The organism is Janthinobacterium sp. PAMC25594, assembly GCF_019443505.1.
Classification (GTDB): Bacteria; Pseudomonadota; Gammaproteobacteria; order Burkholderiales; family Burkholderiaceae_D; genus Janthinobacterium.
In genome coordinates this window covers 3,034,353-3,048,640 of the sequence record NZ_CP080377.1, presented here as the reverse complement: position 1 = coordinate 3,048,640, position 14,288 = coordinate 3,034,353, and the positions used below count along the sequence as shown (strand labels likewise).

Genomic DNA, 14,288 nt, shown 5'->3' with positions numbered 1-14,288 from the left:
GGAGACTCCTTTGCAAGCGATAGTGGAACAATTCAGGCAGGCCATCCTGGCGGCCAGCGCGGCGGGCAAGACCTTGCGCCTGCGCGGTGGCGGCACGAAAGACTGGTATGGCCAGCAATTCGACGGCGAAGTGCTCGACACGCGCGCGTATGCGGGCATCATCGACTATGAACCGACGGAGCTGGTGATCACGGCCCGCTGCGGCACGCCGCTGGCGGACATCGAGGCGGCGCTGGCCGCGCGCAACCAGATGCTGGCCTTCGAGCCGCCGCATTTCGGTCCTGGCGCCACGCTGGGCGGCGTCGTCGCCAGCGCGCTGTCCGGCCCGCGCCGGGCCAGCGCGGGCGCGCTGCGTGATTTCGTGCTGGGCGCCGTGCTGATGGACGGCCACGGCGAACGCCTGGCTTTCGGTGGGCAAGTCATGAAAAACGTGGCCGGTTACGATGTCTCGCGCCTGCTGGCGGGGTCCATGGGCACGCTGGGCCTGATCCTGGAAGTGTCACTGAAGGTATTGCCCCTGCCGCTGCGCGAAGCGACGTTGCGCGTGGCGTGCGCGGAAATCGCCGCCTTGCGCTTGCTCAATGAGTGGGCGGGCAAGCCGCTGCCGATATCGGCCAGCTGCTGGCACGACGGCGTGCTGACGGTGCGCCTGTCCGGCGCCGAGGCGGCCGTGTCGGCGGCGCTGCGCACGCTGGGTGGCGAGCTGCTGGCGCCCGAAGACGCGGCCGCCTTCTGGCTGGCCGTGCGCGAGCAGACGCACGCTTTCTTTGCTGGCGCGGGCAGCCTGTGGCGCTTGTCGTTGCCGCCGCACGCCAGCGCCGTGATTTTAAAAGGGCGCCAGCTGATCGAGTGGGGCGGCGCGCAGCGCTGGCTGAAGCTCGACGGCGACGCCGACGCCGATAGCGCCCGGCACATCCGCCAGGCCGTGGCTGCGCTTGGGGGCCACGCCACCCTGTTCCGCGGCGGCGACAAGGCGGTGGGTGTGTTCCACCCGCTGGCGCCCGCCATCGCCACCATCCACCAGCGCCTGCGGCAGGCTTTCGACCCTGCCGGCATCTTCAACCCGCACAGAATGTATTGAGCGCGCATGCAAACCAATCTCGCCGATTTCATCAAGAATACGCCGGCAGGCGACGAAGCCGAAGCCATCTTGCGCGCCTGCGTGCATTGCGGCTTTTGCACGGCCACCTGTCCCACCTACCAGCTGCTGGGCGACGAGCTCGATGGCCCGCGCGGACGCATCTACCTGATCAAGCAAGTGCTCGAAGGCGCGCCCGTCACGGCCAAGACGCAGACGCACCTGGACCGCTGTCTGACCTGCCGCAACTGCGAGTCGACCTGTCCCTCGGGGGTGCAGTACGGGCGCCTGGTCGACATCGGCCGCAACGTCGTCGAACAGCGCGTGCAGCGCCCCTTGCGCGAACGCGCCTTGCGCTTCGCCCTGAAGGAAGCCTTGCCGCGCCGCTGGCTGTTTACGCCCGTGTACAAGGCGGGGCAGGCGCTGCGGCCCTTGCTGTCAAAAAGTTTGCAGGACAAGCTGCGTCCCGGCGCCGCCGCCGGCGCATGGCCCGCGCGCCAGCACGCGCGCAGCATGCTGCTGCTCGATGGCTGCGTGCAGCCGGCCATGTCGCCCAACATCAACGCGGCCACGGCGCGCGTGCTCGATGCGCTGGGCGTGCAATTGATCGTCGCGCCGAAGGCCGGCTGCTGTGGCGCGCTGCGCCATCACCTGAACGACCAGGAAGCGGCGCTGGACGACATGCGCCGCAATATCGACGCCTGGTGGCCGTATGTCGACAGTGCGGAAGCCATCGTCATGACGGCGTCCGGCTGCGGCGCCACGGTGAAGGAATACGGCCATCTGCTGGCGCACGACGCACAGTATGCGCAGAAGGCGCGGCGCATCGCGGCACTGACGCGCGATTTGTCCGAGATCATGCCGGCGTTTGAAAACGAGCTGGTGGCGCAGCTGAAAGGGCGCATCGTTAAAAAGGTCGCGTACCACCCGCCGTGCACCCTGCAGCACGGCCAGCAAATCCGCGGCAAGGTGGAGCAGGTGCTGCGCGCCGTCGGCGTCGACGTGCGCCTGTGCGCCGACAGCCATCTGTGCTGCGGTTCGGCGGGCACGTATTCGATCCTGCAGCCGGCCCTGTCGCAGCAGCTGCGCGACAACAAGGTGGCCAACCTGGAAGCGTGCGAGCCCGATGAAATTGTGTCTGCCAATATCGGCTGCCTGAGCCATTTGCAGTCGGGCACGCAGACGCCCGTGCGGCACTGGATCGAGCTGATCGACTCCGCTTTGTCCCAGGTCAAATAGACACTTCGCTGTATTGCGCAGTTTTCCATTGCGGCGCCGGGATGAAATTGTGCGCCCACTCCAGCACGGCGTCGGCCGGCATGGGGCGGGCGATGCCGTAGCCTTGCGCCAGGTCGCAGCCCAGCTGGATCAGGCGCGCGCCATGTTCGACGCTTTCCACGCCTTCGGCGATCACCGTCAGGCTGAATGAACGGGCCAGGCCGATGACGGCGCGCACCAGGTGCAGGTCGTCGCGGTCGTTGAGCATGTTGCGCACGAAGCTCTGGTCGATCTTGACGATGTTCGCCGGCAGGCGCTTCAAATACGACATCGACGAATAGCCGGTGCCGAAATCGTCGAGCGCGAACGTGATGCCCAGCGCCTGGCAGGCGCGGATGATGCGGCGCACGTCCTCGATGTCGTGCAGGGCCGACGATTCGAGGATTTCCAGTTCCAGCATGCTGGCGCACACGCCGGGAAACTCGCCGAGGATGGTCTCCAGACGCGAGACGAAATCCGGTTGCTGGAAGTGGCGCGCCGCGATGTTCACGCTGACCACCCAGTGCTTGCCGACCGCGCTCCAGCGCTGCATCTGCCACAGGGCCTGGCGCAGCACCCATTCGCCGATGTCGATGATCAGGTCCGTCTGCTCCACCAGCGGCAGGAATTGCGCCGGCGCCAGCACGTCGCGGCGCGCATGCTGCCAGCGCAGCAGCGCTTCCATGCCCACCACGGTGCCGGCGCGCATGTTCACCTTGGGCTGGTAGTACAGCCGCAGTTCGCCGTTGATCAGGGCCTGGCGCACTTCCGTGCGCTGGTTGTGGTGGGTGCGTACTTCTTCGTCGAGGTTGGTGTCGAAGAAGTGATACTGGTTGCGCCCCGTCAATTTCGCCTGGTAGACGGCGTGGTCGGCGTGGCGCAGCAGGCTTTCCGTATTCAAGTCCTTGCCCGCATAGACGGCGATGCCGGCGCTGGCCGTCATGTGCAGCGCCTGCTGGTCGCACTGGTAGGGGCGGCTCAGTTCCTGCAGCAATTGCGTGACGTTCTGTTCGATGCTGGCGATATTGGCCTGGCCGCACAGCAGCATGACGAATTCATCGCCGCCCAGGCGCGCCGCGTAATGGACCTGGCCCGTAAAATCGTGCAGGCGGCCCGCCACCTGCTTGAGGATTTCATCGCCCGCTTCGGCGCCGTAACGGTCGTTGATGGCCTGGAAGTGGTCGAGGTCGAACAGACAGACGGCCAGCAGGCGCTGGCGTTCGCGCGCCAGGAACAGTTCCTGTTCGAAGCGGGCGGCCAGCGCGGCACGGTTGGGCAAGCCCGTCAGCACATCATTGTAGTTTTGCCATGACAGTTTTTGCAGCGCCTGCTGCATGTGCACGGTTTCGTTCAGTTGTTCGCCCAGCTGGCGCTGGCTGGTCTTGAGCGACGTCAACAGCTCTTCGACATCGCCGGCCATGCTGTTGAACGAGTGCGACACGGCTTGTGCTTCGGGCGTGGCGCCGGTTGCCAGCCGCACGGCGAAGTTGCCTTCGCGGAAGCGGTCGGTCGCTTGCACCAGCCGCGCCAGCAAGCGGCGGTGCGTGGCCAGGATCAAGCCCAGCAGCAGGAAGACCAGCACGATATTGATGCCGCTGAGGATGGCTTGCTCGCGCACCCGCTGCCACACTTGCGCCAGTGGCAGTCCGGGCGTGTAGTGCAGGGCGAGGATGCCGTCGCCGCCGTCCGGCAGCGCCACCGTCAGGCGGCTGCGGATGGCATTGATGCCGGCCAGGCGCGCGAACCACGCGGGCACCGTGGCCAGTGTGTCGCCAGGCTTGCTGTCGGCCAGCACTTCGACATGCCCGTCAGCCGTATCCCAGCGCGCGGAGGCGAGGCTGCGGTTCAGCGGCAGGGCGCTGCGCAGCACCTGGCGCACGCTGTCATGCATCGCGTGTCTGTCCGCGTGCACGGCCAGCGGCAGCACGCTATTGGCCAGGAACAGGTCGAGTTGCCGCGCATCGCTCTGGTAGCGCGCCTTGGCCAGCGCCGTTTCCGTACCGAGCAGGGCGTGATAGCGAACGGCGGAAACGGCGAGTATCAGGAAAAAAAATAGGAAGAAAGAGGCGGGAATAAATTCCCATCCGCATCCATGAAGATAATATTTTCCCAAAGACTGGCATCGTTTTTTGATCGATATCTGCGAATAATTATGCAAACATTATCACCGAAATTTGCTATTGGAAACACAATATTGATATCAAGTATGAAATAAATACGGATAGCTTGATTTCATTGTTTGTTGTTTTAAATCAAACCATCGAATTGCTATTCCTGTAGCAATTGCCGAATGTCGGCCGCCAGGCTGGCCGGTTTGCTGGCCGTCGCGTAGCGGCGAAATACGCTGCCATCCTTGCGCACTAAAAACTTGGTGAAATTCCATTTGATCGACTGCGTGCCGAATATGCCGGGCGCCGCCTGTTTTAATTGCGCAAATACGGGATGGGTATGCGGACCATTCACGTCGATCTTGGCAAACAGGGGAAAGGTGACGCCGAAGTTTTTCTCGCAAAAGGTTTTGATTTCCCCGTTCGAGCCCGGTTCCTGTTGGCGGAATTGATTGCAGGGAAAACCCAGCACGACCAGGCCTTGGTCGTGAAATTCGCGGTACAGCGCTTCCAGGCCCTGGTATTGCGGCGTGAAACCGCAGGCGCTGGCCGTGTTGACGATCAGTAGTACCTTGCCCTTGTAGCGTGCCAGGTCGACCGGCGTGCCGTCCAGCGCATCGGCCTGGAAATCGTGGATGTTGCTCATGTCAGAGGAGTCCCAGTGTGGTGGCGCCCGTTTGCGGGGCCGGTTCCGGCGCCGTTGCGCCCTTGAGCTTGATCGCCAGGCGCAGGTCGTTGACGGAATCGGCATTGCGCAGCGCGTCTTCATGGCTGATGGCGCCCGCTTCGTGCAGGTCGAACAGGGCCTGGTCGAACGTCTGCATGCCGTGCTCGCGCGATTTTTTCATCAGCTCCTTGATCTCGTGCACCTGGCCCTTGAAGATCAGGTCGCTCATCAGCGGCGAATTGAGCAGGATTTCCAGCGCCGCCTTGCGCCCGCCGCCTTCCTTGTTGGGGATCAGCCGCTGCGAAATCATGCCCTTCAAATTGAGCGACAGATCCATCAGCAGTTGCTGGCGCCGCTCTTCGGGGAAGAAATTGATGATGCGGTCCAGCGCCTGGTTGGCGTTGTTCGCGTGCAGGGTCGCCAGGCACAGATGGCCCGTCTCGGCGAATGCGATGGCGTGGTCCATGGTCTCGCGGTCGCGGATCTCGCCGATCTGGATCACGTCGGGCGCCTGGCGCAGGGTGTTTTTCAGGGCCGTGGCCCAGTCATCCGTATCGACGCCCACCTCGCGCTGGGTGACGATGCAGTTGCCGTGCGGATGGATGAATTCCACGGGGTCTTCGATGGTGATGATGTGGCCGTGGCTGTGCGCGTTGCGGTGGCCCAGCATGGCGGCCAAGGTGGTCGACTTGCCGCAGCCCGTGGCGCCCACCATGATGACGAGGCCCCGCTTGCTCATCACGATGTCTTGCAGGATGGCGGGCAGGCCCAATCCATCGAGGGTGGGGATGGCGGTATTGATCAATCGCAAGACCATGCCTGCCTGGCCCATCTGCACGAAGGCGGACACGCGGAAACGGCCGAGGCCGTCCGGGCTGATGGCGAAATTGGCTTCGCGGCTGGACGCGAACTCGGCCGCCTGGCGTTCGTTCATGACGGCGCGCACGTAGCCGGCCGCCTGCTGCGCATCGAGCGCGGCGCCCGCCAGCGGCATCAGCTTGCCGTCGAGCTTGATGGCGGGCGGAAAGCCGGCCGTGATGAACAGGTCCGAGCCGCCCCGTGCGCGCATCTGCGCCAGCAGCGCGTGCATGGCGCCATCGTGTTCGTGGTTGGTCTGCATGGGCTTATCCGGGGAAGTTTTCGGGAACCTTGGCGGCCGCGCGGGCCGTCTCCGCCGTAATCGTGCCGCGCCGCACCAGGTCGGACAGGCACTGGTCCAGGGTCTGCATGCCGACATTGCTGCCCGTCTGGATGGCTGAATACATCTGCGCCACTTTTGCTTCGCGGATCAGGTTGCGCACGGCCGGCGTGGCCAGCATGATTTCATGCGCGGCCACGCGGCCCGCGCCATCTTTGGTTTTGAGCAAGTTCTGTGAAATGACGGCTTGCAAGGATTCGGACAGCATGGCGCGCACCATTTCCTTTTCCTCGGCGGGGAAGACGTCGATGATGCGGTCGATCGACTTCGCCGCCGACGAGGTGTGCAGGGTGCCGAACACCAGGTGGCCCGTCTCGGCCGCCGTCAGCGCCAGGCGGATGGTTTCCAGGTCGCGCAATTCGCCCACTAAAATCACGTCCGGGTCTTCGCGCAGGGCCGAGCGCAGCGCGTTGCTGAACGAATGCGTATGCGACCCGACTTCGCGCTGGTTGATCAGGCATTTTTTCGGTTCATGCACGAATTCGATCGGGTCTTCGATGGTCAGAATATGGTGGTTCAGGCGTTCGTTGACGTGGTTCACCATCGCCGCCAGGGTGGTCGACTTGCCCGAACCCGTCGGCCCCGTCACCAGCACGAGTCCCCGTGGGCGCATGGCCAGCTCGCCGAATATGCGCGGCGCGTTCAGTTCTTCCAGACTCAGCACTTTCGAGGGAATCGTGCGCAGCACGGCCGAAGCACCCCGTTCCTGGTTGTAGGCGTTGACGCGGAAACGGGCCAGGCCGGGAATCTCGAACGAAAAATCGCATTCCAGCGCTTCTTCATAGGCCTTGCGCTGGCTGTCGTTCATGATGTCGTAGATCATGCTGTGCACTTCCTTGTGCTCGAGCGGCGCCACGTTCAGGCGGCGCACGTCGCCATGGACCCGTATCATCGGCGGCAGGCCGGAAGACAGGTGCAAGTCGGAAGCCTTGTTGCTGACGGAGAAAGCGAGTAATTCGGAGATGTCCATTTATAATCCCTGTGCCTGCATTGATGGGCTGGCGCACTGTGCCGCCGCCCCTATACACTAGAAAATGATTATGTCCACAATCGAACAGAACTTGCAAGCCGTGCGCGACAGTATTGCGCAGGCCGCCGCTGAGGCGCAGCGCGCCCCTGGCGACGTGACCCTGCTGGCCGTGTCAAAAACCTTCGGCGCGGACGCCGTGCTGGCAGCCATGCGCGCGGGCCAGGCGGCGTTTGGCGAAAATTATCTGCAGGAAGCGCTCGACAAGATCGCCTTTGTGAAGGAGGCCGCACCGCAGCACGTCCCGGCATGGCACTTCATCGGCCCCATCCAGAGCAACAAGACGCGCCCCATCGCCGAGCACTTCGATTGGGTGCACACGGTGGAGCGGGAAAAGATCGCCGTCCGGCTGTCCGAGCAGCGCCCGGCCGGCTTGCCGGACCTGAATATCTGCCTGCAAGTCAATATCAGCGGCGAAGCGAGCAAGAGCGGCGTGACGCCATTTGACTTGCCGGCGCTGGCGCGCGCCGTGGCGCAACTGCCCCGCATGCGCTTGCGCGGCCTGATGGCGATTCCCGAGCCGGAAACGGATGTCGCCCTCCAGCGCCGCGCCTTTGCGCAATTGCGCGTGCTGTACCAACAATTGCAGGCCGAAGGCCTGGAGCTCGACACCTTGTCGATGGGCATGTCGGCCGACTTGCGCGCCGCCGTGCTCGAGGGCGCCACCATCGTGCGCGTGGGCAGCGCCATCTTCGGTTCCCGTAATTACTCTCACTGATTGAATGGAAGAATCACCATGACGACAGAATTGAATATCGCATTTGTAGGCGGCGGCAATATGGCCGCCGCCCTGATCGCCGGCCTGGCGGGCAAGCTGACCCTGGGCGGCAACATCCACGTGATCGACCCCCATGCGCCCGCGCTGGAAAAATTGCAGGCGCAATTCGGCGTCACGACGGCCACTGCCGCCGGTGAAGCGCTGCGCGGCGTGGACGTGATCGTGCTGGCCGTCAAGCCGCAAAGCATGCGCGAAGTGGCGGCCCAATTGCTGCCCTTCCTCGACGGCGAGCGGGCGCCATTGATCCTGTCGATCGCCGCCGGCATCCGCGCGCAAGACCTGTCGCGCTGGCTCGGTGATTATTCTTCCATCGTGCGTTGCATGCCGAATACTCCGGCCCTGATCGGCATGGGCATCACGGGCATGGTGGCCAGCAGCGGCGTCAGCGACGAACAGAAAAAGACAGCGGACGCCATCCTGCGCGCCGTCGGCCAGACCGTCTGGCTCGATGACGAAGCGAAGATCGACCCTGTGACGGCCGTGTCCGGCAGCGGTCCCGCCTATGTGTTTTACTTTATCGAAGCGATGCAGCAGGCGGCCGCCGAACTGGGTCTCACGCCCGAGCAGGGCACGCAGCTGGCGATCGCCACGTTTACGGGGGCGGCGCAGCTGGCGGCCAACTCCAGCGAACCCGTGTCCTTGCTGCGCGAGCGCGTCACGTCGAAGGGCGGCACGACGTATGCGGCACTCACCAGCATGGAAGAGAGCGGCGTGAAGGCGGCCATCGTCAAGGGCATCAAGGCGGCCGCGCAGCGCGGGCGCGAGATGGGGGATGAGCTGTCCAAGTAACTAGATCACCTTGACGGCCCGGCCGATGTAGAGCACCGGCCCCGTCGGCCTGCCCGTGGGCGAACCCGTAGCCGGTTCCAGCGTGATTTCAAACAGTTGCTCCGGCTGCAGCGGCGGCAGTTTGTCCAACGTCAACTTGAGGCTTTGCCCCGGTTTGACCAGACCCAGCGAGACAGGCGCGCCCCAATCCTTGCCTTTGGTCCAGAATTGCAGGGCTTTTTGCTGCGGCACATTGGTTGGTCCCAGCGGGATCAGGCTCAGGTCGCGGTTCTTGCCGCCGCGTCCGCCCGCCTGCACGATCCAGCCCGGCGATTTATCCTGTGGCGCCACCAGGACGACCAGGTAGCCGGGTCCGGCTGGTGCTTGCAGTTGCACGGCAACGAGCACGGCCAGCGCGGCCGTGGCCACCAGACCGCCGCCGGCCAGCAGCCTCCAGAACGCCAGGCTGTTCCACCATGCCTGCCAGCCGCCCGCTTGCCGCACTGTGTTCGGCGTAAACAGGCTGGCGCTGATGCGCGGCCACAGTTGCGCCGAGGGCGTTTCGGGCGGCGCCAAAGTCGTCAATGGCAGCAAGCGCTGTTCCCAGGCAGCAACGGCGTCGCGTAGGGCGGCGTCGCGCGGCAAGCGCTGTTCCACTTCCGCGCGCTCGGCCAGCGCCAATGTGCCCAGTACATATTCGCCGGCCAGCCGTTGTAATTGCTCATCGCTGTCGATCATCCCATGCACTCCCGCAAGGCGGCCAGGCCCCGCTTGACCCAGGCCTTGACGGTTCCCAGCGGCGCTTGCAGGCGCTGCGCGATTTCGCTGTGGGTACAGCCATCGACGTAGGCGTACAGAATGCTATTGCGTTTGGGTTCGTCCAGATGACCGAGGCAATCGTGCAGCTTGCCCATGTTCGCCTGCAGGGCGTAGGCATCACCGGCGTCATCGTCTTGGCGTTGGTGCAGCAGGGTTTCCACGCTATCCTCGTCGGCCGATACTTCATGGGCGCGGGCGCGCGCCACGTTCAGTGCCTGGTGCCGCACCACCACATAGATCCAGCCCTTGCCGCTGCCGCGCGTGGCGTCGAAGCTGCCGGCACGGCGCCAGATATTCAGGAAGGCATCGTGCAGCACGTCTTCGGCCAAGGCCCGCTGACGTACGATGCGCAAGGCCACCCCCAGCAGGTAGCGGCTTTCCTGCTGGTACAGGCCGTGCAATGCCTGCTGCTCGCCCCTGGCGCAGGCGCGCAGGGCGGCATCGTAATCGTAAGGGGCGGCTGTGGCTGGCAAGGTCGGCGCAATCGTTTGGAGTTGACGGTTAGCAAGTTTTCAGTGCCGAGTATAGGCCAGAAACCCGAATTTCTACCGTTGTTTTCCTGTTTCACAACGCCTAACAAAACCGTAGCGAGCGGAAGGGAGAGGTGGCTAAGAAGCGCAACCGTACTCTAGTACGGTGAGCATCGCAGGCCGCCTATCCCGACGCGCAGTAGGTTTTGATAGGTGTTTTATGCGGCTTTCCAGAAGATGTAGTCGGCCTGGTAGGGCACCCATTGCTTGATGCCAACGGTGTCCATGCCGCAGGGGCTGCTTGGCGCCACGCCGCCGCTGGTGGCCACGCGCTGGATGTAGCTGACGCCCTGCATGGCGCCGCTGCCCGTGGCCGGGTTGGCTTTGACCAGCTGATACGGGATGTTGCCCGCGCCGGCCGGCGCCACGGCCACTTGCGTCGCCGTCACTTTCGAGCCGTCCAAGTTGGCCCAGGTGGCAGGAGGACCGACATACGTGCCCACTTGCATGCCGCCGCGGTCATTCAGGGCCGCGTCCGGTCCCACGAAGACCCATTCATGCCCCGTCATGTCCTTCTTGGCCTTGCATTCGTAGGCGATCTTGCCCACGCCCACCGTCTGCATGGCGACCTGGTGGCCATCGGGCACCTTGACGGCGTTCGGCAATTGTTCCTGCGAATAGCGCGCACTCATTGGTGCGCAGGCGGCCACGAGCAGGGCGGCGCACAGGACGGTGAGTGTAGGGGCGGTATGGCGTGGGGCGGTGATGGCATGCATGGCAAGCTCCTGGTAGTTGGCTCAACCGGCTGGTTGATACGATTACTACGCATGGGTCTGCCATTTGGATGCAGCCAGGTAAAAATATTTTAAGGCGGCGTGTCTTTCTTGCTGAAACGCTGCGCCAGCGCCAGCACGACGGGCATGGCGGTGCTGGCGTGCTTGAGCAGCGCGCCGCTGGCCCGCAGCAGCGGCAGGAAGCGGCGCGGACGCACCAGCAGCAGGCCCAGCACGGCTCCCCCTATCATCAGGGGAACTTTAAAACGCGTGGCCAGGGTGTGGCGCAGATTGCCGCCCGTCAAAGGTTCCAGCAATTGGCGCGTCTGCACGCCCAGGGCCAGGCGCTGCAGCGCGCATTCGGCCAGCAGGGCGTCGCGCCGCCGCGCCAGACTGGCGGCCGTGTGCACATGCGACAACTTGGTGGGATGCGTGGTCATGGCCGCTCCGCTCCCCGGCGCGCCAGCAATTGCAGCTCGTCCAGGTCTTTGTTCAGTTCGGAAAGTGTGAAGGACAGCAGTTTCGGCTTGCTGCGGAAACTGGCGCGCACACCCAGCAGGGTGGCGAGGGCGGCAGCGATGAAGACGGCGGCCGTGACGGCGATGGCGGCGATGCGGTGCGTGTCCCAGAACAGCACGATGACGAGGAAGACCAGCAGCACCAGGCCGACAAACAGGCACAGCAGTGCCAGCATGGCCAGCGCCAGATAGGACAGGAAGCGCAGCGACTCTTCTTCCATTTCCACTGCCGCCAGGGCCAGACGGGTCTGGACGATGGCGGCGAGAGTCGCTGCGACTTGGGCGACATGGTGCACGATAGCCATATGCTGCCTTTCGCGTCAGGAGACGGCGAATGCCGTCGCTACTCCTACTACTAGCGGCGTGACGAGGAAAGCAGCAGGCCGAACAGCACGCCCACGACGGCGCCCGCGCCCACGGCTTTCCAGGGATTGTCCTGCACGTACTCGTCGGTGGCCTTGGCCGCCTTCTTGGTACGTTCGAGCAAGTCTTCTTCCAGCTTGATCAAGTCTTTCCTGGCCGTTTCCAGGGTGGCGATGAACTTGTCCTTGACGGCTTTGACATTCTCGCCCGTCTGATCCTTGGCGCCATCGAGCCAGCCTTCCGCTTCATTGATGACGGTTTTCAGGTCGCCGACCAGTTTGTCGCGGGCCTTGTCGGCGTCGGCGAGGATGCTGTCGCTGCTGGATTTTCCGGTATGTATCGAGCTCATGTATTACCTCATGGAAGTGAAACTGCACAGTGAAATACCAGTGTAGGCAACAGCGGCCAGTGTGTCTTGCGCCGCCTCAAGGGCTGCCGCGGCGCAAGGATCATTGCTTAACGGAAAGCAAAGTCCAGCACCACGCCCGCAAACACCGCTGCTCCTAGCCAGTTATTATGCCGGAACGCCGCAAAACACGGCATGCGCTCGCGTGCGCGGATCAGGGTGTAGTGGTAAACGGCGCAAGCGGCCGCCACCAGCAAGCCCGCCACATACCAGTAGCGCAAGCCCAGGTGCCAGCCGCAGACCAGCCACAACAGCAGGAAAGCGGCGTAGCACAGCATGATGATGGCCACGTCGTAGCGGCCAAAGGTGATGGCCGAGGTCTTGATGCCGATCTTTAAGTCGTCGTCGCGGTCGACCATCGCGTATTCCGTATCGTAGGCCACGGCCCAGAAGACATTACCCAGCAGCAGCAGCCAGGCGACGACGGGCACGGAATCCGTGATGGCGGCAAAGCCCATGGGGATACCGAAGCCGAAGGCGATGCCCAGGTAGGCTTGCGGAATCGCAAAGAAACGCTTGAAGTAGGGATAGGTGCCGGCGATGATGACGGCGGCCACCGACAATTGCTTGGTGAGCGCATTCAGGGGCAGGATCAGGCAAAAGGCCAGCACGGTCAGCACGCCGGCCACGGCCAGCGCTTCCTTGCCGCTGATGCGCCCGCTGGTGATGGGACGGTCCACCGTGCGCTTGACGAATTTGTCGATATCCTGGTCGGCGTAGTCGTTGATGGCGCAGCCGGCCGAGCGCATCAGGAAAGTGCCAAGCGTAAAAATGAGCAGCAGCCGCCAGTCCGGCACACCCTGCTGCGCCAGCCACAGCGCGCACAGGGTAGGCCACAGCAGCAATACGGTACCGATAGGCTTGTCCAGCCGTATCAGGCGGAAATACAGCGCCAGCTTGTTCATGGAAGACTCGATCTTGTTAAAGAGAAAGGTCGATTATCGCAAATAGTATGCAAATGTACTATTTGATGTCCTCGACCTACTCCTCGCAGAGTGGTGTAATGCCGGGCAAGTCGCAGCTGGCGATGGCCGCGCACAGGGCATCGATGGCGGCCTTGCGCGTAAAACTCTTGCGCCACAGCATCACCACCCTGCGCGATGGCACGGGTGCGGCGAAGGGCCGGTATTCGAGCATGCCCTCGGTGGCGTGCATATTCGACACAGAGGCACGCGGCAAGACCGTCAGGCCGATGCCGCTGGCCACCATGTGGCGGATGGTTTCCAGCGAGGAACCTTCGAACGTGCGCTGCATGCCGTTGCCGGGCGAGGAAAAACGCGCCATTTCGGGGCACACTTCCAGCACCTGGTCGCGGAAGCAGTGGCCATTGCCCAGCAGCAGCATGGTTTCCGATTTCAAGTCTTGCGCGGCAATTTGTTCACGCGCTGTCCACGGATGCTGGCGCGGCATGGCCACGACGAACGGTTCGTCATACAGTTCTTGCATGGCCATGCCGTGGTCGGGCAGGGGCAGGGCCATGATGGCCACGTCCAGTTCGCCCTGGCGCAGCAATTCGAGCAGGCGAACCGTGAAGTTTTCCTGCAAAATCAAAGGCATCTGCGGCACCTGGTCTATCATGGCCTTGACCAGGGGCGGCAGCAGGTAGGGGCCGATCGTGTAGATCACGCCCAGGCGCAGGGGGCCGGCCAGCGGGTCCTTGTTCTGCTTGGCGAGTTCCTTGATGGCGGCCGTCTGTTCCAGCACGCGTTCGGCTTGCGCGATGATCTGCGCGCCCAGGGGCGTGACGGAGATTTCCGCGCCGCCCCGTTCGAACAGGACCACGCCCAATTCGTCTTCGAGTTTCTTGATGGCCACTGACAGGGTGGGCTGCGCAACGAAACAGGCTTCGGCGGCATGGCCGAAGTGCTTCGCTCGCGCGACTGCAACGATATATTTCAGTTCAGTCAGTGTCATAGTTTGATTGAAACACAGGAAGTGCTCACTTGCAATGAATGAAAGGTGGCGCGCACGTGAAACTGTGGCACCGGTGGCGTATTGTAGCGGATCGCCCCCTATAATGCGGGAGCGGGCAGCGAAGGGAGAGGGCTGCAGGCGGCA

The 14,288-nt window shown here is 63.6% G+C and carries 16 protein-coding genes; 4 read left to right on the top strand and 12 right to left on the bottom strand.

Annotation, left to right across the window (positions count from 1 at the left end):
- The first annotated feature begins 10 nt into the window (after positions 1–10).
- Positions 11–1,081, top strand: coding sequence for a glycolate oxidase subunit GlcE (gene glcE / locus KY494_RS13730; protein ID WP_219891304.1), 1,071 nt, complete (start codon positions 11–13; stop codon positions 1,079–1,081).
- 6 nt (positions 1,082–1,087) lie between these two features.
- The gene (gene glcF / locus KY494_RS13725; protein ID WP_219891303.1) at positions 1,088–2,317 is read left to right on the top strand and encodes a glycolate oxidase subunit GlcF; all 1,230 of its coding nucleotides are present in this window, start codon (positions 1,088–1,090) and stop codon (positions 2,315–2,317) included.
- On the opposite strand, the gene KY494_RS13720 is transcribed toward glcF, so the two are convergent.
- The 4 genes from KY494_RS13720 to KY494_RS13705 form a co-directional block, all read right to left on the bottom strand.
- Entirely contained in the window at positions 2,310–4,448 is a 2,139-nt protein-coding gene (locus KY494_RS13720) for a bifunctional diguanylate cyclase/phosphodiesterase (protein WP_258194860.1), read from the bottom strand. The genes glcF and KY494_RS13720 overlap by 8 nt on opposite strands.
- A 155-nt stretch (positions 4,449–4,603) precedes the next feature.
- Positions 4,604–5,089 carry a glutathione peroxidase gene (locus tag KY494_RS13715; RefSeq protein WP_258194859.1) on the bottom strand — a complete coding sequence of 162 codons (486 nt, stop codon included), beginning with the start codon at positions 5,087–5,089 and terminating at the stop codon, positions 4,604–4,606.
- Between the two features lies 1 nt (position 5,090).
- A complete protein-coding gene (locus tag KY494_RS13710; RefSeq protein WP_219891302.1) occupies positions 5,091–6,230 on the bottom strand; it encodes a PilT/PilU family type 4a pilus ATPase in 1,140 nt (379 codons plus the stop codon).
- A gap of 4 nt (positions 6,231–6,234) precedes the next feature.
- Positions 6,235–7,278, bottom strand: a complete 1,044-nt coding sequence (locus tag KY494_RS13705; RefSeq protein ID WP_219135030.1) for a type IV pilus twitching motility protein PilT — start codon at positions 7,276–7,278, stop codon at positions 6,235–6,237.
- 70 nt (positions 7,279–7,348) lie between these two features.
- Between KY494_RS13705 and KY494_RS13700 the strand changes: the two genes are divergently transcribed.
- Positions 7,349–8,053, top strand: a complete 705-nt coding sequence (locus KY494_RS13700; protein WP_219891301.1) for a YggS family pyridoxal phosphate-dependent enzyme — start codon at positions 7,349–7,351, stop codon at positions 8,051–8,053.
- An 18-nt stretch (positions 8,054–8,071) separates the two neighbouring features.
- Entirely contained in the window at positions 8,072–8,902 is an 831-nt protein-coding gene (proC, locus tag KY494_RS13695; RefSeq protein WP_219891300.1) for a pyrroline-5-carboxylate reductase, read from the top strand.
- On the opposite strand, the gene KY494_RS13690 is transcribed toward proC, so the two are convergent.
- The 8 genes from KY494_RS13690 to KY494_RS13655 form a co-directional block, all read right to left on the bottom strand.
- Positions 8,903–9,619: an anti-sigma factor domain-containing protein gene (locus KY494_RS13690; RefSeq protein WP_219891299.1), complete on the bottom strand. Its 717-nt coding sequence runs from the start codon at positions 9,617–9,619 to the stop codon at positions 8,903–8,905.
- Positions 9,616–10,173 (bottom strand): sigma-70 family RNA polymerase sigma factor, encoded by a 558-nt coding sequence (locus KY494_RS13685; protein ID WP_219891298.1) that lies wholly within the window; start codon positions 10,171–10,173, stop codon positions 9,616–9,618. Before KY494_RS13685 ends, KY494_RS13690 begins: the two co-directional genes overlap by 4 nt.
- A gap of 215 nt (positions 10,174–10,388) precedes the next feature.
- A complete protein-coding gene (locus tag KY494_RS13680) occupies positions 10,389–10,946 on the bottom strand; it encodes a DUF3455 domain-containing protein (protein ID WP_219891297.1) in 558 nt (185 codons plus the stop codon).
- Between the two features lie 89 nt (positions 10,947–11,035).
- Complete coding sequence (locus KY494_RS13675) at positions 11,036–11,383, bottom strand: hypothetical protein (protein ID WP_219891296.1); 348 nt, start codon at positions 11,381–11,383, stop codon at positions 11,036–11,038.
- A complete protein-coding gene (locus KY494_RS13670; RefSeq protein ID WP_219891295.1) occupies positions 11,380–11,766 on the bottom strand; it encodes a phage holin family protein in 387 nt (128 codons plus the stop codon). The genes KY494_RS13675 and KY494_RS13670 overlap by 4 nt, the downstream gene beginning before the upstream one ends.
- A 50-nt stretch (positions 11,767–11,816) precedes the next feature.
- Positions 11,817–12,173 carry a DUF883 family protein gene (locus tag KY494_RS13665; protein ID WP_219891294.1) on the bottom strand — a complete coding sequence of 119 codons (357 nt, stop codon included), beginning with the start codon at positions 12,171–12,173 and terminating at the stop codon, positions 11,817–11,819.
- Positions 12,174–12,280: 107 nt separating this feature from the next.
- On the bottom strand, positions 12,281–13,135 hold the full coding sequence (gene ubiA / locus KY494_RS13660) for a 4-hydroxybenzoate octaprenyltransferase (protein ID WP_141171752.1): 855 nt from the start codon (positions 13,133–13,135) through the stop codon (positions 12,281–12,283).
- A gap of 76 nt (positions 13,136–13,211) precedes the next feature.
- Positions 13,212–14,144 carry a hydrogen peroxide-inducible genes activator gene (locus KY494_RS13655; RefSeq protein WP_219135039.1) on the bottom strand — a complete coding sequence of 311 codons (933 nt, stop codon included), beginning with the start codon at positions 14,142–14,144 and terminating at the stop codon, positions 13,212–13,214.
- Positions 14,145–14,288: the final 144 nt, after the last annotated feature.